20 protein-coding genes are annotated in these 22233 nt (G+C 66.6%); 12 read left to right on the plus strand and 8 right to left on the minus strand.

The genetic code is table 11. The features are described 5' to 3' along the window. Window position 1: 1 nt before the first annotated feature. Window positions 2–256 (minus strand): membrane protein insertion efficiency factor YidD, encoded by a 255-nt coding sequence (gene yidD / locus WIX41_RS15415; protein WP_339448962.1) that lies wholly within the window; start codon window positions 254–256, stop codon window positions 2–4. 539 nt (window positions 257–795) lie between these two features. Between yidD and dksA the strand changes: the two genes are divergently transcribed. Further along, window positions 796–2022 (plus strand): RNA polymerase-binding protein DksA, encoded by a 1227-nt coding sequence (gene dksA, locus WIX41_RS15420; RefSeq protein ID WP_409187515.1) that lies wholly within the window; start codon window positions 796–798, stop codon window positions 2020–2022. Window positions 2023–2246: 224 nt separating this feature from the next. Here the strand turns inward: dksA and WIX41_RS15425 are convergent, their stop codons facing one another. The 3 genes from WIX41_RS15425 to cysS are packed head-to-tail and all read right to left on the minus strand — an operon-like array spanning window position 2247 to window position 5336. Next, window positions 2247–3500 carry an MFS transporter gene (locus WIX41_RS15425; protein WP_339448965.1) on the minus strand — a complete coding sequence of 418 codons (1254 nt, stop codon included), beginning with the start codon at window positions 3498–3500 and terminating at the stop codon, window positions 2247–2249. After that, entirely contained in the window at window positions 3497–3940 is a 444-nt protein-coding gene (locus WIX41_RS15430; protein ID WP_339448966.1) for a SufE family protein, read from the minus strand. Before WIX41_RS15430 ends, WIX41_RS15425 begins: the two co-directional genes overlap by 4 nt. Before the next feature lie 25 nt (window positions 3941–3965). Further along, the gene (gene cysS, locus WIX41_RS15435) at window positions 3966–5336 is read right to left on the minus strand and encodes a cysteine--tRNA ligase (RefSeq protein ID WP_339448967.1); all 1371 of its coding nucleotides are present in this window, start codon (window positions 5334–5336) and stop codon (window positions 3966–3968) included. Between the two features lie 209 nt (window positions 5337–5545). On the opposite strand from cysS, the gene WIX41_RS15440 reads away from it, so the two are divergent. The 11 genes from WIX41_RS15440 (at window position 5546) to WIX41_RS15490 (ending at window position 17075) form a co-directional block, all read left to right on the plus strand. Then, on the plus strand, window positions 5546–6106 hold the full coding sequence (locus WIX41_RS15440) for a hypothetical protein (protein WP_339448968.1): 561 nt from the start codon (window positions 5546–5548) through the stop codon (window positions 6104–6106). A 290-nt stretch (window positions 6107–6396) separates the two neighbouring features. Continuing rightward, complete coding sequence (locus tag WIX41_RS15445) at window positions 6397–7407, plus strand: N-acetylornithine carbamoyltransferase (RefSeq protein ID WP_339448969.1); 1011 nt, start codon at window positions 6397–6399, stop codon at window positions 7405–7407. A 114-nt stretch (window positions 7408–7521) separates the two neighbouring features. Beyond that, window positions 7522–8715 carry an argininosuccinate synthase gene (locus WIX41_RS15450; protein WP_339448971.1) on the plus strand — a complete coding sequence of 398 codons (1194 nt, stop codon included), beginning with the start codon at window positions 7522–7524 and terminating at the stop codon, window positions 8713–8715. A 98-nt stretch (window positions 8716–8813) separates the two neighbouring features. After that, window positions 8814–9902, plus strand: coding sequence for an acetylornithine deacetylase (locus WIX41_RS15455; RefSeq protein WP_339448972.1), 1089 nt, complete (start codon window positions 8814–8816; stop codon window positions 9900–9902). A gap of 72 nt (window positions 9903–9974) precedes the next feature. Further along, complete coding sequence (locus WIX41_RS15460; RefSeq protein ID WP_339448974.1) at window positions 9975–11303, plus strand: acetylglutamate kinase; 1329 nt, start codon at window positions 9975–9977, stop codon at window positions 11301–11303. 4 nt (window positions 11304–11307) lie between these two features. Beyond that, the gene (locus WIX41_RS15465) at window positions 11308–11907 is read left to right on the plus strand and encodes a GNAT family N-acetyltransferase (RefSeq protein ID WP_339448976.1); all 600 of its coding nucleotides are present in this window, start codon (window positions 11308–11310) and stop codon (window positions 11905–11907) included. Continuing rightward, entirely contained in the window at window positions 11904–12860 is a 957-nt protein-coding gene (gene argC / locus WIX41_RS15470; protein ID WP_339448978.1) for an N-acetyl-gamma-glutamyl-phosphate reductase, read from the plus strand. The genes WIX41_RS15465 and argC overlap by 4 nt, the downstream gene beginning before the upstream one ends. 12 nt (window positions 12861–12872) lie before the next feature. Further along, window positions 12873–14168 carry an argininosuccinate lyase gene (argH, locus tag WIX41_RS15475; RefSeq protein ID WP_339448980.1) on the plus strand — a complete coding sequence of 432 codons (1296 nt, stop codon included), beginning with the start codon at window positions 12873–12875 and terminating at the stop codon, window positions 14166–14168. A 111-nt stretch (window positions 14169–14279) separates the two neighbouring features. Further along, window positions 14280–14540 carry a YciI family protein gene (locus WIX41_RS15480; RefSeq protein WP_339448982.1) on the plus strand — a complete coding sequence of 87 codons (261 nt, stop codon included), beginning with the start codon at window positions 14280–14282 and terminating at the stop codon, window positions 14538–14540. Between the two features lie 13 nt (window positions 14541–14553). Next, window positions 14554–15705 carry a glutamate 5-kinase gene (gene proB / locus WIX41_RS15485; RefSeq protein WP_339448984.1) on the plus strand — a complete coding sequence of 384 codons (1152 nt, stop codon included), beginning with the start codon at window positions 14554–14556 and terminating at the stop codon, window positions 15703–15705. 107 nt (window positions 15706–15812) lie between these two features. Next, window positions 15813–17075 (plus strand): glutamate-5-semialdehyde dehydrogenase, encoded by a 1263-nt coding sequence (locus WIX41_RS15490; protein WP_339448986.1) that lies wholly within the window; start codon window positions 15813–15815, stop codon window positions 17073–17075. 45 nt (window positions 17076–17120) lie between these two features. Here the strand turns inward: WIX41_RS15490 and WIX41_RS15495 are convergent, their stop codons facing one another. From WIX41_RS15495 to pgaB, 4 genes are all read right to left on the minus strand, one after another. Beyond that, window positions 17121–18515, minus strand: a complete 1395-nt coding sequence (locus WIX41_RS15495) for an OmpA family protein (RefSeq protein WP_339448988.1) — start codon at window positions 18513–18515, stop codon at window positions 17121–17123. 95 nt (window positions 18516–18610) lie between these two features. Then, window positions 18611–19090 carry a poly-beta-1,6-N-acetyl-D-glucosamine biosynthesis protein PgaD gene (gene pgaD, locus WIX41_RS15500; protein WP_339448990.1) on the minus strand — a complete coding sequence of 160 codons (480 nt, stop codon included), beginning with the start codon at window positions 19088–19090 and terminating at the stop codon, window positions 18611–18613. Continuing rightward, window positions 19087–20334: a poly-beta-1,6-N-acetyl-D-glucosamine synthase gene (gene pgaC / locus WIX41_RS15505; RefSeq protein ID WP_339448992.1), complete on the minus strand. Its 1248-nt coding sequence runs from the start codon at window positions 20332–20334 to the stop codon at window positions 19087–19089. Before pgaC ends, pgaD begins: the two co-directional genes overlap by 4 nt. A gap of 7 nt (window positions 20335–20341) precedes the next feature. Continuing rightward, complete coding sequence (gene pgaB, locus WIX41_RS15510) at window positions 20342–22231, minus strand: poly-beta-1,6-N-acetyl-D-glucosamine N-deacetylase PgaB (RefSeq protein WP_339448994.1); 1890 nt, start codon at window positions 22229–22231, stop codon at window positions 20342–20344. Between the last annotated feature and the right edge of the window lie 2 nt (window positions 22232–22233).

A 22233-nucleotide genomic window follows, 5' to 3' on the forward strand; every position in this document is an offset into this window, starting at 1 on the left:
TTCAGTGTTTTCCTGTGCAGCGGCAATCGGCGTGGCCGGTGCGCGGCGGCACCTCGTCTACGCCACCGGGATGGAAGGGATGGCAGCGCCCCAGCCGGCGCACGGCCAGCCAGCTGCCGCGCGCAGGGCCATGCGTGGCGATGGCCTGCATGGCGTATTCAGAACAACTGGGCACGAACCGACAGCGCGGCCCGAGCAGGGGGCTGATGAAGCGCTTGTAGAAGCGCAACAGGGCAATGAGCAGGTGGGAGATCACCCCCCAATCTTAGAGCAGTTGGCATGAAGGCCGCATTTGTCGCAGGATGGGGTGTTGGACCCGTCCGCGCTGCTGTTGCGCGGCGGGCCGCGCCGGCGTCATCGCCGGGTCAGGTTCCGAACTGCGCAGGTCGCTCCGCCCAAGCGGGGGAACGGCCACACGTCGCCGCACTCCCCGGCTGAACGGAGTAGGCGGAGTGGTTGCTGCTGCTGGTCGGGTAGGCTATAAAGGCCCGCTTTCCCGGGCCCCGGGGAATGAGGTTGCCATGTACTTTGATGTGAGTGCGAAGGCCCTTGCGGCGGGTCGAGACAAGGCGGACGCCGCAGCGCAGGCAGGTCGCCTGGGCAAGGCGTTCAACGCAGTATCGGCCCGCCGCAAGGGCCTTCCCGAAGGGCCGGGCGTCCATGGCGCCGTGGACTGCGGCGCGCGGCTTGGCTTGGGGTCCACCCAAGCCGGCGCCACGCACCTTGCCACACCGCCATGGACACCCGGCGCATCTCACATCAAAGTACATGGCAACCTCAAAGGAAGAGCGTTTCGTGGCTGCTAAAAAAACTGCAAAGAAGGCCGTCAAGGCCGCCAAGAAAACCGCCAAGCCTGTTGCTAAGAAGTTGGCGGCTAAAACCGTTGCCAAGAAACCGGCTGCGAAGCCGGCGGGCAAGCCTGCATCCAAACAACCGGCGGCCAGGACGGCACCCGTGAAGAAGGCGGCGGCCAAGAAGACACCTGCCAAAAAGCCCGCAGTCGCTAAGGCTCCGGTGAAGAAGGCCGCTGCCAAGCCGGCACCCAAGCCGGGGGTAAAGAAGGCCGTGGCCAAGAAGCCCGTGGCCAGGAAGCCCGTCGCAAAGGCGCCGGTGAAAAATGCCGCGCCCGCCAGCAAGCCCGTGGCCAAGAAATCCGTAACGCCGGCGGCCAGGACCGCGCCGGCGAAAAAAGCGGTTGCCAAGCCTGCACCGGCCAAGCCGGTAAAGGCCACCAAGCCGGCCAGCAAGCCGGTGGCAACCAAGCCGGCGGCCAAGCCGGTTGCAGCACCCGTAGTGAAGTCCGCACCGAAGCCGGCTCCGTCGGCTCCGGCCAAGTCTGTCCCGGCCAAGGCCGCGGCCAAGCCTGCTCCAGCTCCGGCGCCCGCGCCGAAGCCGGTGGCGGCAGCCCCCGCGCCGAAAGCCCCGCAAAACAAGAATCCCGTGCCCGTTTCGAAATCGCCTGCAAAAACTCCCGTGAAATCCGAATCCGCCCCCAAGCCCGTGTCGCGTCCGGTTGGCAAGGTCGCCGTTGCCGTGGCAGCGCGTTCGTCCGCCCCGGCCCCGCGCACCAAGGTCAAGGTGGTCGAATACAAGACTGACGAAGCCACCGGTCGTCCGATCCTGCCCGACGGCTACAAGCCGAGCGCGGAAGAGGAGTACATGAGCCCGCTGCAGCTGGAGTATTTCCGCCAGCGCCTGCAGCATTGGCGCAATGAACTGGTCGAAGAATCCAAGCAGACCATCGCCAACCTGCAGGAAGAAGTGCGTGACATCGGCGACGAAGCCGAACGCGCCACCCGCGAGACCGAAAACTCGCTGGAACTGCGTACCCGCGACCGTTACCGCAAGCTGATCGGCAAGATCAACAGCACGCTCAAGCGGCTGGAAGACGGCGACTACGGCTTCTGCGTGGACACCGGCGAAGAAATCGGCCTGGACCGCCTCGAAGCGCGCCTGACCGCCGAACGCACCATCGACGCCCAGGAGCGTTGGGAGCACCTGCAGAAGCAGCAGGGCGACTGATTTCCGGTCGCACGTTCAATCAAAAAACCCGGCCAAGGCCGGGTTTTTTGATGTGCGCGGTGACCGGCATTCCGACAGGTGTCGCGGTCCCGGCGGTTGGCCGCACAACGCCATGCATCCGGCGCCTCTGGTTGATTGATCCCGTTACGTAACGCCCGGAGACCCGGATCAATCAACCAATGGGTCCCATAAACATTGCGCTGCACCTGGCAACCGGTACACGGTTATTGCAGATCGCGCAGATTCAACCGGCGCAGCGTCGGGTTCTTCCACGCGGTGATCCCGGCAACGCTCAACACAGCGAACCCGCCCAGCACCACCGCCGGCACCAACCCCAGCAGCTTGGCCATGGTGCCCGCATAGAACGCGCCCAGCTCGTTGGAGGAGCTGATGAAAATGCCGTTGATCGACGACACCCGCCCACGCATTTCGTCCGGCGTGGCCAGCTGCAGGATGGTTGAACGGATCACCACTGACACCCCGTCGAAGGCCCCATAGAACAGCAGGATCACCGCCGACAGCCAGAAACTGTGCGACAGCCCGAAGCCGATCACGCACAGCCCGAACCCGGCCACCGCAAACAACAGCACCCGCCCGGCATTGCGCTGCAGCGGCCGGCGCGCCAGCCACAGGCCCACGCAGACCGAGCCCAGCGCCGGCGCCGCACGCAGGATGCCCAGGCCTTCCGGGCCGTGGTGCAGGATCTCGTGCAGGAACGCCGGCAGCATCGCCACGACCCCGCCCAGCAGCACCGAGAACATGTCCAGTGCCATCGCCCCGACCATGACCCGGTTGCCCAGCACGAACCGGCCACCCTCGGCGATGCTCTTGAAGATCGGCGCTGCCGGCCCGGCATGCACCGGCTCGGAGACGCGAAGCGCCGCCAGGCAACCCAGCGCGCCCAGCGCCGCCGCCACCGCCACCCCGTAGGACAGGCTCTTGCCGCCCCAGGCCACCAGCCCGCCGCCCAGCGCCGGGCCCACCACCATGCCCGCCTGGAACACTACCGAGCCCAGCCCCGCGCCGCGCGCGAACTGGTGCCGTTCCAGCACCCGCGCGAACAGCGCGTTGTAGATTGGCGACAGGAACGCCCGGACCATGCCCGTCATCGCCACCGCCGCATAGATCGGCCACACCCCGTGGAACGGCAGCCAGCCCTCGGCCACTGCCGTCAGCACCACCGCCGTCAGTATCAGCCCGCTGCACGCCACCATGCCCAGCCGGCGGCGCGGCAGATGGTCCACCAGGTAACCGGCGAACGGTGCCACGCAGAAGAACGGCAGCACTTCGGCCAGCCCGACCAGGCCCAGCGAGAACGGGTTGCGGGTGACCTCGTAGATATGCCAGCCGACCGTGACCGCCACGATCTGGTAGGACAGCATTGCCAGGATGCGGTACGCCAGCAGCAGCGAAAAGCCTGGCCGCGCGAGCAGGCCCAGGGCGCTCTCGGCGGCCTCGGAAGGGGCAGGGGAACTCACCGCGCCGACTGCGCCTGGGCGGTCTCGCGGATGAAGGCCAGCATCGCCGCCACCCCGTTGCTGCGCGTCGGCGACAGGTGCCGCGACAGCCCAATGTCCTGGATGTAGGTTGGCTCGGTGGCCAGGATCTCGGCCGCCGACCGCCCCGAGTACACCCGCAGCGCCAGGTAGATCAGGCCGGACACGATGGCCGAATCACTGATCGCGTGGAAGCGCAGCGTCTCGGTATTGCCCTCCGGCACGATCCACACCATCGACTGGCAGCCCAGCAGGCGGTGCTCTTCGGTCTTCCACGCGTCCGGGAAAGCGGGCAGCTTGCGGCCCAGGTCGATCAGGTACTGGTAACGCTCGGACCAGTCGCCGAAGAACGCGAATTCCTCGGCAATGGCGGCCTGTGCATCGGCAGCGGTGGGTTCAATCGGGAACGGGGAATCGATCACAGCACTCTCTATCTGTTTCTACGGTTTAACGCTTCCGGGACCACCGCACGCCCTGCGCGGTGTCTTCCAGCACGATGCCCTCGGCGGCCAGCTGGTCGCGCAGGGCATCGGAACGGGCGAAGTCGCGTGCCTGCTTGGCCGCGCTGCGCGCGTCGATCAGCGCCTGGATGCGCGCGTCATCGTCGGCGTCGCCGCCGCTGGTGCCGAACCATGCCGCCGGGTCCTGCTGCAGCAGCCCCAGCGCCAGCCCGGCGCCGAGCAGGGCCGACTTCCAGCCGGCCTTGTCGGCCGGTTCGGCGCGGCGCGCTTCGGCACCCAGCCGGGCCAGCTCCGCCAGCGCCTGCGGGGTGTTGAGATCATCGTCCAGCGCCGCCTCGATCTCGGTCGGAATGGCCGGGGTGGCGGCCACGTCGGCCAGATCGCGCAGGGTGCCGTACAGGCGGTCCAGGGTGCGCACCGACTGCTCGATCAGCGCATCGGACCAGTCCAGCGGCTGCCGGTAGTGGGCCGACAGCAGGGCAAGCCGCAGCGCTTCCGGGGCGTGCTGGCGGACCAGATCGTGGACCCGCTCAATGTTGCCGATCGACTTGCTCATCTTGGCGCCGCCGAAGTTGAGCATGCCGTTGTGCAGCCAGAACCGGGCGAAGGTCTGCCCGCCGTGGGCGCATTCGCTCTGCGCGATCTCGTTTTCGTGGTGCGGGAACTGCAGGTCCACGCCACCGGCATGGATGTCGATGGTCGGGCCCAGGTGCGCGGCGGCCATCGCCGAGCACTCGATGTGCCAGCCCGGGCGGCCACGGCCCCAGGGCGATTCCCAGCCGGGCAGGTCGTCGCTGGAGGGCTTCCACAGCACGAAATCACCCGGGTCGCGCTTGTACGGGGCCACATCCACCCGGGCACCGGCCAGCATCTCGTCCGGGTCGCGGCGCGAGAGCTTGCCGTAGTCGGCGTAGGAGGGCACCGAGAACAGCACGTGGCCCTCGGCCGGGTAGGCGTGGCCACCGGCGATCAGCTGTTCGATCATCGTGATGATCTGCGGGATGTGCGCGGTGGCTTCCGGTTCGATGTCCGGCGGCACCACGCCCAACGCGGCCATGTCTTCACGGTAGGCGGCGGCGAAACGGTCGGTGATGGCCGAAATCGGCACGTTCTGCTCGCGCGCGGCCGTGTTGATCTTGTCGTCCACGTCGGTGATGTTGCGCGCGTAGCGCAGGCCGCCGAAGCGGCGCCGCAGCAGGTCGGCCAGCACCCCGAACACCACCGGGCCGCGGGCGTTGCCGATATGGACGTAGTTGTAGACCGTGGGGCCGCACACATACAGGGTCGGACAGGTCGGATCGAGCGGGGTGAACGGTTCGAGCTGGCGTGTCAGGTTGTTGTGCAGGCGCAGGGTCATGGGGGCGTAGGGCCAGGCGGGGGTAGGGGCAAGCCTTCGATTTTAGATCACATCGGCCGCCAGCGCCGGCCCTGGGGTGCACCCGGTTGCCCTGGGATTTCGCAAACGACACGCCCCGGTATGGGCAGATGCGTCGCGGAAGGGTAATGTTCAGCCCCTTGTGCCGCGCACTGCCTACACTATCCGCCTTGTCCTCTTTCCTGTTGCCAATGAAATCCGCTTCGTTGCTGACGCTGACCTGCCTGCTGGGGAGCGCCGCCTTCATGGTGTGCGCCCAGGACGCCGAGGTCCGTAACCGGGTGGTGATCGTGGAGAACGTGAAGTTCGACTACGCGCAGGTGCTCAACGTGGAACCGGTGTTCCAGACCCTGCGGGCCACCCGCACCGAAGAGCACTGCGAACCGGTTTCCACCCGCACCCTGGCCCCGGTCAACGTCACCGGCGAAGAGCCGGAGGAAGAGAAGGGCCGGTTCGGCCGCTTCATGGACTCGGTCCGCTCCATCTTCAAGCGTGAAGACGGCAGCACCGACGAGATGGGCCCGGTGGTCGAGGCCCCGGCTGCCAACAACGGCCCGCTGCTGACCCGCGACTGCCGCATCATCCCGGTCGGCCGCGAGTTCCGCCGGCCCATCGCCTATGACGTCGATTACGTCTACAAGGGCACCAAGTACCGCTCCCGCCTGCCCGAAGACCCGGGCAACCGGCTCAAGATCCGCGTCTCCATCACCCCCTGGGTGGGCGCCGAGCAGGGCAGTGCCGCCAATCCTTGACGTATCAAGCCCGTCCGGAATCCCCCTGTTGCACCAACCCCCCTCACATGCAAAGATGGGCGGCCATGAAACTCACCGACTTCCAGCACGACACCAGCGCCGCCCGTATGGCTACGGGCATGACGTCGCGTGCCCGCCGACCGGAACCCCACATTTTCGCTGGGTAACCGGAGCTTCGTGCTGTCTGTTCGGAAAACCCAGCCCCCGCGCTGGGTTTTTTCGTTTCTACGATTTGAAAAGTTGCATTTGTACCCTTTCTTCCATTGAAACCCGCCTCAAAGGATCGATCGATGTCCCTGAAGCATTTCCTGAACACCCAGGACTGGAGCCGCACCGACCTGGATGCCCTGCTGACCCAGGCCGCGCTGTTCAAGCGCAACAAACTGGGCGACGAGCTCAAGGGCAAATCGATTGCCCTGGTGTTCTTCAACCCGTCCATGCGCACCCGCACCAGCTTCGAGCTGGGCGCCTTCCAGCTGGGTGGGCACGCGATCGTGCTGCAGCCGGGCAAGGATGCATGGCCGATCGAGTTCAACCTGGGCACCGTGATGGATGGCGACACCGAAGAGCACATCGCCGAAGTGGCCAAGGTGCTGGGCCGCTACGTCGATCTGATCGGCGTTCGCGCCTTCCCGAAGTTCATCGACTGGGCGCAGGACCGTGAGGACATCGTGCTCAAGGCGTTCGCCAGGTACTCGCCGGTGCCGGTGATCAACATGGAAACCATCACCCACCCGTGCCAGGAACTGGCCCACGTGATGGCGCTGCAGGAACACTTCGGTACCCAGGACCTGCGCGGCAAGAAGTACGTGCTGACCTGGACCTACCACCCCAAGCCGCTGAACACCGCCGTGGCCAACTCGGCGCTGACCATCGCCACCCGCATGGGCATGGATGTGACCCTGCTGTGCCCGACCGCCGACTACATCCTCGACGACCGTTACATGGGCTGGGCCGAGCAGAACGTGGCCGAGAACGGCGGTTCGCTGAAGATCAGCCATGACATCGCCAGCGCCTACAACGGCGCCGACGTGGTGTATGCCAAGAGCTGGGGCGCGCTGCCGTTCTTCGGCAACTGGGAACCGGAAAAGCCCATCCGCGACCAGTACAAGCACTTCATCGTCGACGAAGCCAAGATGGCCATGACCAACAACGGCGTGTTCAGCCACTGCCTGCCGCTGCGCCGCAACGTCAAGGCCACCGACGGCGTGATGGATTCGGCGCAGTGCATCGCCATCAACGAGGCGGAGAACCGCCTGCACGTGCAGAAGGCCATCATGTCGGCATTGGCTGGCAGGTGACCGCCGCCGCGTAGAGCCACGCCTGCGTGGCTTCGCGGTGCCCGGTAGCGCCGGCCGTTGGCCGGCCCACGTACATTTGGATTTCCCCTTTCCCCCAATTCGGACCCGACCCCCATGAGCAACAAAGACATCGTCCTGGCCTTCTCCGGCGGACTCGACACCAGCTTCTGCGTGCCCTACCTGCAGGAGCGCGGCTACAACGTACACACCGTGTTCGCCGACACCGGCGGCGTGGATGACGAAGAACGCGATTTCATCGAAAAGCGCGCCGCCGAACTGGGCGTGGCCAGTCACGTCACCGTCGACGGCGGTCCGGCCATCTGGGCCGGCTTCGTCAAGCCGTTCGTGTGGGCCGGCGAAGGCTACCAGGGCCAGTATCCGCTGCTGGTGTCGGACCGTTACCTGATCGTCGATGCCGCGCTCAAGCGCGCCGCCGAACTGGGCACCAACATCATCGCCCACGGCTGCACCGGCATGGGCAACGACCAGGTCCGCTTCGACCTGGCCGTGAAGGCGCTGGGCGATTACCAGATCGTCGCGCCGATCCGTGAAATCCAGAAGGAACACACCCAGACCCGCGCCTACGAGCAGAAGTACCTGGAAGCGCGTGGCTTCGGCGTGCGCGCCAAGCAGCAGGCCTACACCATCAACGAGAACCTGCTCGGCCTGACCATGTCCGGCGGCGAGATCGATCGTTGGGAAGCCCCGGGCGAAGGCGCCCGCGGCTGGTGCGCACCGCGCAGCGAATGGCCGGCCGAAGCGCTGACCGTGACCCTGAAGTTCGTCGAAGGCGAAGCCGTTGAACTCAACGGCAAGGCGCTGCCTGGCGAGCAGATCCTGGCCCAGCTCAACACGCTGTTCGCCCCGTACGGCGTGGGCCGTGGCGTATACACCGGCGACACCGTGATCGGCCTGAAGGGCCGCATCGTGTTCGAAGCCCCGGGCCTGGTTTCGCTGCTGGCCGCGCACCGCGCGCTGGAAGATGCCGTGCTGACCAAGCAGCAGAACCGTTTCAAGCCCGATGTGGCGCGCAAGTGGGTGGAGCTGGTGTACGAAGGCTTCTACCATGACCCGCTCAAGACCGACATCGAAGCCTTCCTGAAGTCCTCGCAGAGCAAGGTCAACGGCGAAGTGGTGCTGGAAACCCGTGGTGGTCGCGTCGATGCGGTGGCGGTGAAGTCGCCGCACCTGCTCAACACCAAGGGTGCTACCTATGCGCAGTCGGCCGATTGGGGTGTGGAGGAAGCCGAGGGCTTCATCAAGCTGTTTGGCATGAGCTCCACCTTGTACGCGCAGGTGAATCGCTGAGGCGATTCACCGTAGAGCCGGGCTCCGCCCGGCTGCATTTTGTGGTTGCCGGGCAGGGCCCGGCGCTACGCATCCTTGCATTGAAGGATTCTTGGAACATGTTGGAACAGACGCTCAACCACCTGCAGGCGCTGGTGTCCTTTGACACCCGCAACCCGCCGCGTGCGATCACCACCGGTGGCATCTTCGATTACCTGCGCGCGAACCTGCCCGGGTTCAACGTGGAGGTGATCGATCATGGCGACGGTGCGGTCAGCCTGTATGCGGTGCGCGGTACGCCGCGGTATCTGTTCAACGTGCACCTGGACACCGTGCCCGATTCCCCGCATTGGAGCGCCGACCCGCACGCGATGCGGCGCACCGATGATCGGGTGATCGGGCTCGGCGTGTGCGACATCAAGGGGGCGGCCGCCGCATTGGTGGCTGCGGCCAACGCCAGTAATGGCGATGCCGCGTTCCTGTTCTCCAGCGACGAAGAAGCCAACGACCCGCGCTGCATCGCTGCCTTCCTCGCCCGTGGCCTTCCGTATGACGCCGTGCTGGTGGCCGAACCGACCATGAGCGAAGCGGTGCTGGCGCACCGGGGCATCAGCTCGGTGCTGATGAACTTCGCCGGCCGCGCCGGGCATGCCTCCGGCAAGCAGGATGCGGCGGCCAGTGCACTGCACCAAGCCATGCGTTGGGGCAACCGCGCACTGGACCATGTGGACTCGCTGGCGCATGCCCGCTTTGGTGGTCTCACCGGCCTGCGCTTCAACATCGGGCGCGTGGAAGGCGGCATCAAGGCCAACATGATCGCCCCGGCCGCCGAGCTGCGCTTCGGGTTCCGCCCGCTGCCGTCGATGGACATCGACGCGCTGCTGGCCACCTTTGCCGGCTTCGCCGAACCGGAAGCGGCATTGTTCACCGAAACCTTCCGCGGCCCCAGCCTGCCGGCCGGCGACATCGCCGAAGCGGAAAACCGCCGCCTGGCCGCGCGCGACGTGGCCGATGCGCTGGACCTGCCGATCGGCAACGCCGTGGACTTCTGGACCGAAGCCTCGCTGTTCTCGGCCGGTGGCTACACCACGCTGGTGTACGGCCCGGGCGACATCGCCCAGGCCCATACCGCCGATGAGTTCGTGACGCTGGAGCAGCTACAGCGTTACACCGATGCCGTGCACCGCATCATCAGCGCCGGCGCCTGACCGAATGACGCCGTCGTGGCCACCACTGACGGACCTCCCATCGCGGCCACGGCCGCCTGTGACGATACTGAAATGCCTTCTTCCCTCCAGCCCCACCGCCAGACCCGCCAGACCATCGTGCGCCTGCTTTCCAGCATGGCCAGCGCGAAGGAGATCAGCCAGTACCTCAAGCGCTTTTCGCAGGTGGATGCCAAGCGCTTCGCCGTGGTCAAGGTCGGCGGCGCCGTGCTGCGCGATGACCTCGACGCGCTGACCTCCTCGCTGTCGTTCCTGCAGGAAGTCGGGCTTACCCCGATCGTCCTGCATGGCGCCGGCCCGCAGCTGGACGCGGAACTGTCGGCGGCCGGCATCGTCAAGCAGACCGTCAACGGCCTGCGCGTGACCTCGCCCGAAGGCCTGGCCATCGTGCGCCGGGTGTTCCAGGCATCCAACCTGCAGCTGGTTGAGGCGCTGCAGCAGAACGGTGCGCGCGCCACCTCGATTACCGGCGGCGTGTTCGAAGCCGAATACCTGGACCAGGACACCTACGGCCTGGTCGGCGAAGTGAAGAAGGTCAACCTGGCCCCGATCGAAGCCAGCCTGCGCGCCGGCTCCATCCCGGTGATCACCAGCCTGGGCGAAACCCGTTGCGGCCAGATCCTCAACGTCAACGCCGATTTCGCCGCCAACGAACTGGTACAGGAACTGCAGCCGTACAAGATCATCTTCCTCACCGGCACCGGCGGCCTGCTCGACGAAGAGGGCACGGTGATCGACTCGATCAACCTGTCCACCGAATACGACCAGCTGATGCAGCAGCCGTGGATCCACGGCGGCATGCGGGTCAAGATCGAACAGATCAAGGACCTGCTGGACCGGCTGCCGCTGGAATCGTCGGTGTCCATCACCCGGCCGGCCGACCTGGCCAAGGAACTGTTCACCCACAAGGGCTCCGGCACGCTGGTGCGCAAGGGCGAGAAGGTGCTGCGCGCCACCGCCTGGAGCGAACTGGACCTGCCGCGCCTGAAGGGCCTGATCGAATCCAGCTTCGGCCGCACCCTGGTGCCGGACTACTTCGACAAGACCCGGCTGCTGCGTGCCTATGTCAGCGAGAACTACCGCGCCGCGGTGATCCTTACCGACGAAGGCGAAGGCGTGTACCTGGACAAATTCGCCGTGCTGGATGACGCGCAGGGCGAAGGCCTGGGCCGTGCGGTGTGGAACGTGATGCTGGAAGAAACCCCGCAGCTGTTCTGGCGCTCGCGCCACGGCAACCCGATCAACCATTTCTACTACGCCGAATCCGATGGCTGCTACAAGCAGGACCACTGGAAGGTGTTCTGGTTCGGTGCCGATGGCTTCGACCGCATCCGCACCTACGTGGACCATTGCGCCAAGCGCACCCCGAGCCTGGAGGGCTGACACCATGAACCATGCCGACTGGACCAAGGTCCCCACGCTGGACGGCCGGCATGCGCGGCTGGAACCGCTGCAGATGGCGCATATCGACGGCCTGCGCGGCGCGCTGGGCGACGGTTCGCTTTCCGCGCTGTGGTACGCCCACGTGCCCAGTGCCAAGACCATGACCGCCTACGTGCAGGCCGCGCTGCAGGACCAGGCCGCCGGCAGGGTGCTGCCGTTCGCCGTGCTCGACGCCGACGGCAACGTGGTGGGCAGCACCCGCTACTATGCGCTGGAAGAAGAGGTGCCGCGCCTGAGCATCGGCTACACCTGGTACGGCCCCTACGCGCAGCGCACCGGGGTGAACACCGAAGCCAAGCTGATGCTGCTCACCCACGCGTTCGAGCGTTTGAAGTGCATCAGCGTGGCGTTCGAAACCAGTACCCACAACGCTGCTTCGCGCGCGGCCATCGCCCGCCTGGGGGCAAGCCAGGAAGGCGTGCTGCGCAACCACAAGCGCCATCCCGATGGCAGCCCGCGCGACACGGTGGTCTTCTCCATCATCGATTCGGAATGGCAGGACGTGAAGCGCAACCTGCAGGACCGCCTGGACGCACACGCATGAGCACTTCCAAGACCTTTACCGTCGGCATCGTCGGTGCCCGCGGCCACACCGGCGCCGAGCTGGTCAAGCTGATCGCCGCGCACCCGCAGCTGGCGCTGGGCTTTGTGTCCTCGCGCGAGCTGGCCGGGCAGCGCGTGGCCGATACCTACCCGGAAATCGCCGGCGATCTCGCCTTCGAGAATCTCGATGCCGACGCCGTGGCGGCCAAGGGCGTGGACGCGGTGATCCTGGCGCTGCCCAACAACCTGTCCGCGCCGTTCGTGACCGCGCTGGATGCCGCGCGTCCGGATACCGTGATCGTCGATCTGTCGGCCGACCACCGCTTCGAAGGCAGCTGGTACTACGGCCTGCCCGAGCTGACCCGGGGCGACTACACCGGCCAGAAGCACATCAGCAACCCGGGCTGCTACGCCACCGCCATGCAGCTGGCGATCAGCCCGCTGCTGGACCAGCTGGCCGGCCCGCCGCAGTGCTTTGGCGTGTCCGGTTACTCCGGTGCCGGCACCACCCCGTCGGACAAGAACAACCCCGAACTGCTGCGCGACAACCTGATGCCGTACGCGCTCACCAACCACGTGCACGAACGCGAAGTCACCGCGCACCTGCGCGTGCCGGTGGAGTTCATGCCGCACGTGGCCCCGCATTTCCGTGGCATCACCATGACCGTGAACCTGTGGCTGCAGCAGCCGCTGGGCCGCGAGCAGATCGTGGACGCCTACCGCCGCTTCTACGCCGGCGAACCGCTGATCGAAATCCTCGACGAAGCCCCATGGGTGAGCCGCATCGCCGGTCGCCATGGCGTGCAGATCGGCGGCTTCGACGTGGCCCCGGGCGGCAAGCGCGTGGTGGTCGTGGCGACCCTGGACAACCTGCTCAAGGGCGCGGCCACCCAGGCCATGCAGAACCTCAACCTGGCCCTGGGCCTGGATGAACTGACCTCGATTCCGCATTGATTGGAGCAAGACATGGCAGACCTTCTGTGGCAGAAGCCCGGCGTGGCGGTGGATGCGAAAATCCAGACCTTCCTCGCCGGCGATGACGTCATCCTCGACCGCGAGTTCTTCCTCTACGACGTGCAGGCCAGCAAGGCGCACGCGCAGGGCCTGGAGAACATCGGCATCCTCACCGCCACCGAGCGCACCGACCTGCAACGCGAGCTGGATGTGCTGGCCGACGATTTCCGCAGTGGCGCGTTCGTGCTCGACGAGCGCTTCGAGGATTGCCATTCGGCGATCGAAGCGCGCCTGACCGAGCGCCTGGGCGATGCCGGCCGCAAGATCCACACCGGCCGCAGCCGCAACGACCAGATTCTGGTCGCCACCCGCCTGTGGCTGAAGGACAAGCTGCTGCAGGTCGCCGCGCTGAGCCGTGAAGTGGCCAAGGTCGCGCTCGACCGCGCCGACGCCGAGCAGCACCTGCCGGTGCCGGGTTACACCCACATCCAGCGTGCCGTGGTGTCTTCGGCCGGCATGTGGTGGGCCGGCTGGGCCGAAGCCTTCATCGACAACGCCGTGCGCGCGCACGACACCTTCGCCCTGGTCGACGCCAACCCGCTGGGCACCGCCGCCGGCTATGGCGTGAACCTGCCGCTGGACCGTGCGCACACCACCCAGGCGCTGGGCTTTGCGCGCATGCAGATTTCGCCGATCTACGCGCAGCTGTCGCGCGGCAAATTCGAGCTGGCCGCGCTGGAAGCGCTCGGCGGTGCCACCCTGGACCTGCGCCGCCTGGCCTGGGACCTGTCGCTGTTCACCAGTGGCGAATACGGGTTCGTCGCGCTGCCGGCGCAGTACACCACCGGCAGTTCGATCATGCCCAACAAGCGCAACCCGGACGTGATCGAACTGATGCGCGCCACCCACGCCAGCGTGGCCGCCGCGCGCACCGAGATCGAGCAGCTGCTGTCGCTGCCGTCCGGTTACCACCGTGACCTGCAGGGCAGCAAGGGCGCCATCTTCCATGGTTTCGGCCGTGGCCTGGCCGCCCTCGAGCTGCTGCCGGCGCTGCTGGCCAACCTGGAATGGCGCGAGGACAAGCTGCGCGTTGCGATCGACTCGGGTATGTACGCCACCGACGTGGCCGTGGAAGCGGCCGTGGCCGGTGTCCCGTTCCGCGAGGCCTACAAGGCTGCGGCGGCGGCGTCGGACACGGCGGGGCAGGGGCGCACCCCAGAAGGCAGCCTGGCCGCACGCGTGTCGCCCGGCGCGGCCGCCGACCTGCGGCTGGATGAACTGCGCGCCCGCTGGGCCGCCCTGGTGTAACGGATACGGTGCACGGACAAGCCACCTGCATGGCTGAAACGTGCACCGGTTGCTACCGATCCTGCCAACCCTACCGACACGGCCGACCCAGCCAACACGACACGGTGCCAAATGAAGCTCTGCTACCTCGTACTGGTCACCCGCACCCCCGGATTCCGCGACGACGTCGGCGCCGAACACGTCCGTTTCCTTGATGACGTCCGCGCCCGCGACCAGCTGCTGATCACCGGTGGCTTCACCGACAAGACCGGCGGCGCCTACGTGCTGCACAACGTCGCCGACCGCGCCGCCGCGCAGGCCATCGTCGATGCCGATCCGCTCCTGGTGAAAGGCAGTGCTACCGCCACCGTCCACGAATGGTCCACCCGCTGAGGCAGCCCCCGCGATGAGCCCCACCCGCGTGCAGTCCCCGTTCCCCGAACAGCCCGTGCCCGGCTGGAAGCGCGCCGTGCTCAAGGTCGGCAGCAGCCTGCTGGCGGCAGACGGTGGCGGTCTGTCGCCGCGCCATGCGCTTGGCCTGGCCCAGTTCGTGTCCGCGCATGTGCTGGCCGGGCGCGAAGTGGTGATCGTGTCGTCCGGCGCGGTGGCGGCCGGGCGTGCCATCGTGCCGCGTGCGATCGAAGCCGGCGCCGCCATGGCCGCGCGCCAGGCGCTGGCCGCGCTGGGCCAGGCGCAGTTGATCGGGCTGTGGCAACGTTTCTTCGAACGCCCGGTGGCGCAGGTGCTGCTCACGCACGACGACCTGCGCAACCGCCGCCGCTATCTCAACGCACGCGCCACGCTCAATGAGCTGCTGCGGCTGGGTGCGCTGCCGGTGGTGAACGAGAACGACACCGTGTCGGTCGATGAACTCAAGCTTGGCGACAACGACAACCTGGCTGCCACCGTGGCCGCGCTGATCGACGCCGACATCCTGTTCATTGCCACCGACATCGACGGCCTGTACAGCGCCGACCCGCGTCGCGATCCGCAGGCGCGGCCGATCCATGACGTGCCCGAGCTCACTACCCAGGTGCTGGCCATGGCCGGCGGTGCCGGCAGTGGTGCAGGCACCGGTGGCATGCATACCAAGCTGGAAGCAGCGGCAAAGGCCGGGCGTGTCGGCATCGATACGTGCCTGTTCAATGGGCGCGACGGTGATGTGGTGCGCGCGTTGGCGCAGGGCCGGTTGTTCGGTACGCGCATCCATGCCGGGCAGACCCGCGAGGCGGCGCGCAAGTACTGGTTGCGGCATGCGCCGCTGGAAGCCGGCGCGATCGTGGTGGACGAAGGTGCGGCGGCCGCGCTGCGCGACAAGGGCGCCTCACTGTTGCCCGGCGGCGTGACCGGCGCCGAGGGCGATTTCCGCCGGGGCGACATGGTGCAGGTACGCTTGCGAACCGCCAGCGGCGAGGTGACGTTGGCACGGGGCGTGAGCCAGTACTCAGCCAGCGATATTCGCCGCGTGGCCGGCCGGCATTCGCGCGACATCGAAAGCGTGCTGGGCTACAACTACGGTGGCAATGTGATCCACCGGGATGATCTGGTACTGATCTGACCGACGCGTAGAGCCACGCCCTGCGTGGCTGCACTGTCGGACGAAGCCGCTACACCGCGCAGCCACGCAGGGCGTGGCTCTACCGCGAATTTGACGAGGATATTGAAATGGTTGCCAGCCCCATCGTTGATATCCGCACCCAGGCGCTGGCCTGCCGCGCCGCCGCGCAGGTGCTGGCGCAGCTTTCGTCCGACGCCAAGGCAACGCTGCTCAATGCCATGGCCGACGCACTGGACGCCGACGCCGACACCATCCTCGCCGCCAATGCGCGCGACCTTGCCGCCGCCGAAGCCAAGGGCGTGGGCAGCGCGATGCTCGACCGCCTCGCACTCAACCCAACCCGCCTGTCCGGCATCAGTGCCGCCCTGCGCGACGTGGCTGCGCTGCCGGACCCGGTCGGCAGCATCACCCGTGACGACATCCGTCCCAACGGCATCCGCGTGCAGAAAGTACGCGTACCGCTGGGCGTGATCGCGATGATCTACGAAGCGCGCCCGAACGTCACCGCCGATGCCGCCGCCCTGTGCATCAAGGCCGGCAACGGCGTGATCCTGCGCGGCGGCTCCGAAGCGATCCATTCCAACACCGCCATCGCCGCCGCGCTCAAGCGCGCCCTGCGCGATGCCGGGGTGCCCGATGCCGCGCTCACCCTGGTCGAAGACCTGCGCCGCGAGACCATGCTCACCCTGCTGCAGCTCAACGACCTTGTCGACCTGGCCATTCCGCGCGGCGGGGAAGGGCTGATCCGTTTCGTGGCCGAACATGCGCGCGTGCCGGTGATCAAACACTACAAGGGCGTGTGCCACCTGTACGTGGACCGCGCCGCCGACCCGGCCAAGGCGCTCGCAGTGCTGGTGGATGGCAAGTGCAGCCGCCCTTCGGCCTGCAATTCACTGGAAACCCTGCTGGTACACGCCGATGTCGCAGCGACGTTCCTGCCGCAGGCCGAAGCAGCGTTGCGCGAACGCGGCGTGGAACTCCGCGCCGACGCCCGCGCCCGCCAGTGGTTGCCACAGGCCACGTTGGCCACCGAAGACGACTTCGCCGCCGAGTACCTCGATCTGATCATCGCCGTACGCGTGGTCGACGACCTCGAACAGGCGTTGGCCCATATCCAGCAGTACAGTTCGGACCACACCGAAGTCATTGTCACGGAAGACCCGTCAGCCGCCCAACGCTTCATTCGCGCGCTGCGTGCCGCCGTGGTGATGGTCAACGCCTCATCGCGCTTCTCCGATGGCGGCGAACTTGGCCTGGGCGCCGAAATCGGCATCTCCACCACCCGCCTGCACGCTTACGGCCCCATGGGCCTGGAAGCGCTGACAGTAGAGCGCTTCATCGTCCAGGGCACCGGCCAGACCCGCACGTAGTGCCACGCCCTGCGTGGCAGGGCGCGGTCTACGCGAAGCGGGTTGCTACATCGCGGCGTAGTTGATCCGCCGGTTTGCCGCGCGGCCCTCCTCGGTGCGGTTGTCGCCCACCGGCTGGCTTGAGCCGAAGCCACGCGCCACCAACCGGGCCTCTGGAACACCACGCTTGATCAGGGCCGAGCGCACGGCCTGCGCACGCTGTTCGCTCAACTGTTGGTTGGTGGTGGCGTTGCCCTGGCTGTCGGTATGTCCGTTGATCTCCACCTTGAACCCTTCGCCCGAGTTCTTGATGGCCGTGGCGGCCATTTCAAGGATGGCGTCGCTGCTGCGGGTAAGCGTGGCCAACCCGGTGTCAAAATTGACCGTGGTCTTGTTCAACGCCGCGGTCAGGTCTGCGCCGCTGGCGCCGGGTGTCAGGGCGCTGAGGGCCTGGGTGCCCTGGTCGAACAGCCCCTCGATCTGGACATTGCCCAGCCCGGCCTGGAACGCTTGGCTGATCTGTGCGCGCTTGTCAGGCGCCAGCGCCGAGGTGTCGAGCTTGAGGGTGTCGCCGTTGAACGCGAACTTCAGTCCGTCCGCCTTCATGTCCGGGATCAGCACCTTCAGGCGTTCCAGCCACGGTGCTGCACGTGTCGCGGCGTTTACCTCGATGTCCGCTGCCACGTTCTGCGTGCCGAAGACGCCTGCCAGCGCCCCCACCAGGTTGGCCTTCTGTGCGACCGTCGGCAGCCTGCCGTTGACTGTGACCCTACCGCCGGAGTTCTGGAACGACAGGGTGGGGTCGACAGCGGCTGCAGCAACGTTGACCGCTGGAGCGGAGGCGGGAGGCGCCTTGGCCACGTTGCGCGACTGCCAGCCGCACCAGGCCAGGGCCAGCAGCGCAATCAATGGCAACAGCCAACGCCAGAGGCGGAAGGAAGGCGTCCGGCGCTTGGTGCCGTCTGCCAGACTGGCAAAACCTGCAGGCAGCGACGTGGGCATGACGCCACCGGCGGTGACGGCGTTGATGATCATCGGAACCACCGTGGCAAGCAGGCCCGGAACCATCTTGGCGCCAACCCCTGACTTCTGAGCGATCTCCTCGACGCCCTGGTTGCCCAGGGCGCTGCGCATCTGGTTCGCATCGATCGACTGCTTGTTGGACTGGCCGGACATCCACGAGTTGAAGAGGTCGCCAGATCCCGCAGCCTGGAACTTGTCCTTGAATCCCGCCAGTCCGCCGGGTTGGTTGAAGATGTAACCGGCTACGACGCCAATGAACTTCTGTGCATTCTGCCCAAGGCCGGTAGCACGTGCCACTTCACTGATCAGAGTCTCGATAGTCGACATGATGTATCCCCTCACGATCAAGTGCGGGATGTCTCCGAGGCAGGAGCCTACGCCTGTGGCTCGGTCAGGGATGTGAAGGCATCTGCACACCGCGCGCAGCCACGCACACAACCATGTCCACTTCCGGCGGTGGGCACCCCGCGCATGGCGATGCGTTCATCGGAAGGGCGCCCGCTGGTCAGGGGGCGCGGCGTGGCTCTACGACATTACCGAGGCAAAAGAGTCTGCTCGGTCAGGCCTACCGGTCTTGCCTGGTCGTCCATGTGCAGCGTCACCGCCTTGCCATTGGTCAGCTGCGCGGCCAGTACCGGGTTGGCACCCAGGTTGTGGGCGATCTCTTCCAGGGACACCTCCACGCGCGGATTGCGGCGGTCCTTGCCGGCAAAGCGCAGGCGGTTGTACTCGGCCCATGCGATCAGCAGCGCCGAACAGCACACCAGCATCACCGGCAGCGCGATCACGATGAACGGGTCCACCGACTGTTTGTATTCGTACAGCTGCACGAAGGCCATCTCGCCGCCCAGCAGCCAGGAAACGGCGGTCACCAGTGGCGCCCACAGGTAGAAATAAAACGCCCAGAAAGCGATGGTCACAAACCCCCACGCGGTGCGCTGCAGCCGCGGCTGCTGGCGCGATTTCCGGATGAGGCGCGAATCGTAGCGGCGGGTCGGCTTGGTGGCGTTCATCGTATTCCCCGGTCAGGACTGACCCAGATCGCCCGCTTGCCACGGCGCTTGAGCAGCGTTTTGGGCAGGGCCACCAGGGTCGTGAACAGACTGATGAGCCAGTACGCCATCGGGTACCAGATCACCCAGAAGTAGTTGCGACCAATATGCGTTTCGTAACGACGGTCGATGATCAGGCTGCTGGCGAACTGCAGCAGGCACACCAGCGCCAGGATCACGCCATGCCATTGCGGCAGCAGCGTGGCGATGTACAGCTCCTGCGGCAGCTGCATGAACCTGCCCAGCACCCACAGCACAATGATGGCCAACATCGTGTAGGCCCACAGCACGCTGAACACGTATTCCAGCAGCACCCCCCACATCCGCCGCTTGCGCCAGTCGAACAGCGAACGGCCATGCCGCAGCAGCACCTCCACGCCGCCCTGGGCCCAGCGCAGGCGCTGCTGCCACAGTCCCTTGAGGGTTTCGGGCATCAGGATGAAGCACAGCGCATTGGGCTCGTAGCGGATGTCCCAGTGGTCGATCTGCAGGCGCCAGCTGATGTCGATGTCTTCGGTGATCATGTCGTCGGCCCAGTGGCCGATGCGGTGCAGAGCGGTGCGGCGGAAGCCGGCAATCACCCCGGAAATGGTGAAGATGCGCCCGTACACGCGCTGCGCGCGCTTGATCATGCCGATGATCGAAGAGAACTCGGCCACCTGCAGCCTGCCCAGCAACGTGGAGCGGTTGCGGATGCGCGGGTTGCCGGTCACCGCGCCCACGCGCGGGCCCGAGGTCAGGTGCCAGACCATCCAGTGGGTGGCGTGCTCTTCCAGCATCGCATCGCCATCGATGCACACCAGGTATTCAGAGCGTGCCGCCAGCGCGCCCATGCGCAGTGCATTGGCCTTGCCCAGGTTGCGGTCCAGATGCACCACGCGCAGCCGTGGGTGCTGGGCGGCCATCGCATCCAGGCGTGCACCGGTGTCGTCGCGGCTGCCATCGTTGATGGCGATCACCTCGAAATCCGGGTACTTCTGCGCCAGTGCCGCGCCCAGCGTATCGGCCAGGTTGTCTGCTTCGTTGTGGCACGGAATCAGGATCGAGGCGAACGGGTAGTGCTCCATCGGCGGCGGGTCGTCGCGCAGGCGCGCCTTGCGTTCTCGGCGGAAGAAGTAATACAGGCCGCCGGACATCCAGAAGAACGCCATCACCATCGGGTAGAAGAAGGCGAACTGGAACAACAGGTAGAGGAACGGATGCATGGCGGCCTCACTTTTCCTCGTAAGGGAAGGTGCGTGCCGACATCGCCGCGCGCGCATCGTAGGTGGACGGTTTCCCGGCAATGAAATCGTCGGGGTACCAGGCGAAATGGCGTACGCCCTGCGCCTGCAGGCGCCGGATCTGGGCACGCAGGCGTTGGCCGGAAATCGGCGTCTGCGTGCGCCAGTCCACCGTCTGCAGCTCGAACAGCGTCTGCGACAGCTGCGGGTCGTGCTCGCGCACAGCCACCACCAACCGGTCCAGCCACTTCTCCGGATTGCGGCTGCCTTCCATCCATGGCATCGCCATCAATGCGGTGTGGTCGTAGGCTTTGTTGAACAGGTCCAGGCGCTGGGCGAACCAGCTGGCGCTCTGCGGCTGCAGCACCGGCTGCGCGTACAGGTTGCGCACGGTGGCCAGCTTCGGGCGCCAGCGCTGCGCGGCATCGCGCAGCGCCAGGGTGAAATCGATCAGTGCCTGGGTGCGCGTGCCATCGTCGCCTTCCTGCGGCAGGTTGGCCAGTTCGGTGTCGCGCAGGTAGGCATCGTCGTGGAACAGCAGCCCCTCGAAGTACGAGTTGATTGCCAGGTCTTCGTAGATATCGGCGATGATGCGGCCCACCTTGGGGTTGGTGAAATCGAGCCGGAAGATGCCATCGCTTTCCGGGCTCCCGATCGCCAGCGCCTTGCGGATCGCCGGGTCCTTCAGCTCATAGCCCAGCACCGGCAGCCACGCATACACCTTCACCTCGGCGCGGGTCTTGAGCTGCCAGGCCACGCGGTTGAACAGGTCCGCGCGCATCGGCAGGTGCCGGTTGGGGAAGTACAGCGCATCGGCCGAACCATTGCCGTCCGGGTCGGCGAAGGCCTGCAGGAATACGTGGGTGGGGCCGATCTTCTTGACCCGGTCGACCAGCGCGTCCAGGTTTTTCGCCTGCTGGGCCGGGTTGGTGTCGTACACCGCATCCAGGTCGATCTGCAACGCCCGCATGCCATCGCGTTCGATGTCGCGGCGCAGTTCGTAGGCCAGTTGGGTCACCTGCGGGTTGCCGGTCACCAGCAGGCGGGCCAGCCCGTGCAGGTCGCGGGTGACTGGCGTGCTGCGCCCTTCCAGGTCGAACGACACCGGCATGCCCAGGTCTTCGGCAATGCGGTTGCTCAGCGCGTTGTAGGCCGCATACGGCCACACGATCGCCTTCGGGCTCACGCCCACGTTGTCCTGGATGCGTTTGACGCTCAGGCCGAGGTCCGCGCGCAGGCGCGCCTGGTACTGCGCGGCGGTTTCGTACTGCTGCGTGGCCGGGTCGTAGGTGCGGGTGATCACCGCCGGGGTCGAATTGCCCTGCGGGTTGGACTGCACGCCGTGGTGCAGGTTGTCGGTGTGGCTGGCCAGTTCGACCAGCCCGCTGCGCTGCATTTCGCGCAGCTGCGCCCAGGTCAGGAAGTCATCATGGGTAAACGGGCGGTAGCCGTAGTCGATCCTGCGCCCGGCCGGCATGTCCACGTAATCGGTGATCACCGCCACCAGCGCCGGGTAGTGGTAGGCGCGCAGCAGCGGAAACACCTTGGTGTACACGCTGCGCAGGCCGTCATCGAAGGTGAGCAGCACCGGCTTGGGCGGCAGCGGGGTGCCGCCCTGCGAAGCGCTGATCAGCTGCGACAGCGAGACCGGGTGGTAGCCGTGCGCCGACAACCAGTCCAGGTGCGCGGCGAAATTCTGCGTGCTTACCGCATAGGCATCCGGGTCGCCCTGGATGGCCACGTCGTCGCGGACGTCGTGATAACTGAGCACCAGCAACCCGTTGTCGGCCGAATCCAGTACCGGCGGCGCGGCCTGCACGGTGGTGCAGAGCGCCAGCAGGGCCAGCAGCAGCCAGGCGGTGGAGCGCTTCAAATCCATGT

The sequence above is a fragment of the Stenotrophomonas sp. AB1(2024) genome (assembly GCF_037482345.1).
Taxonomy (GTDB): domain Bacteria; phylum Pseudomonadota; class Gammaproteobacteria; order Xanthomonadales; family Xanthomonadaceae; genus Stenotrophomonas.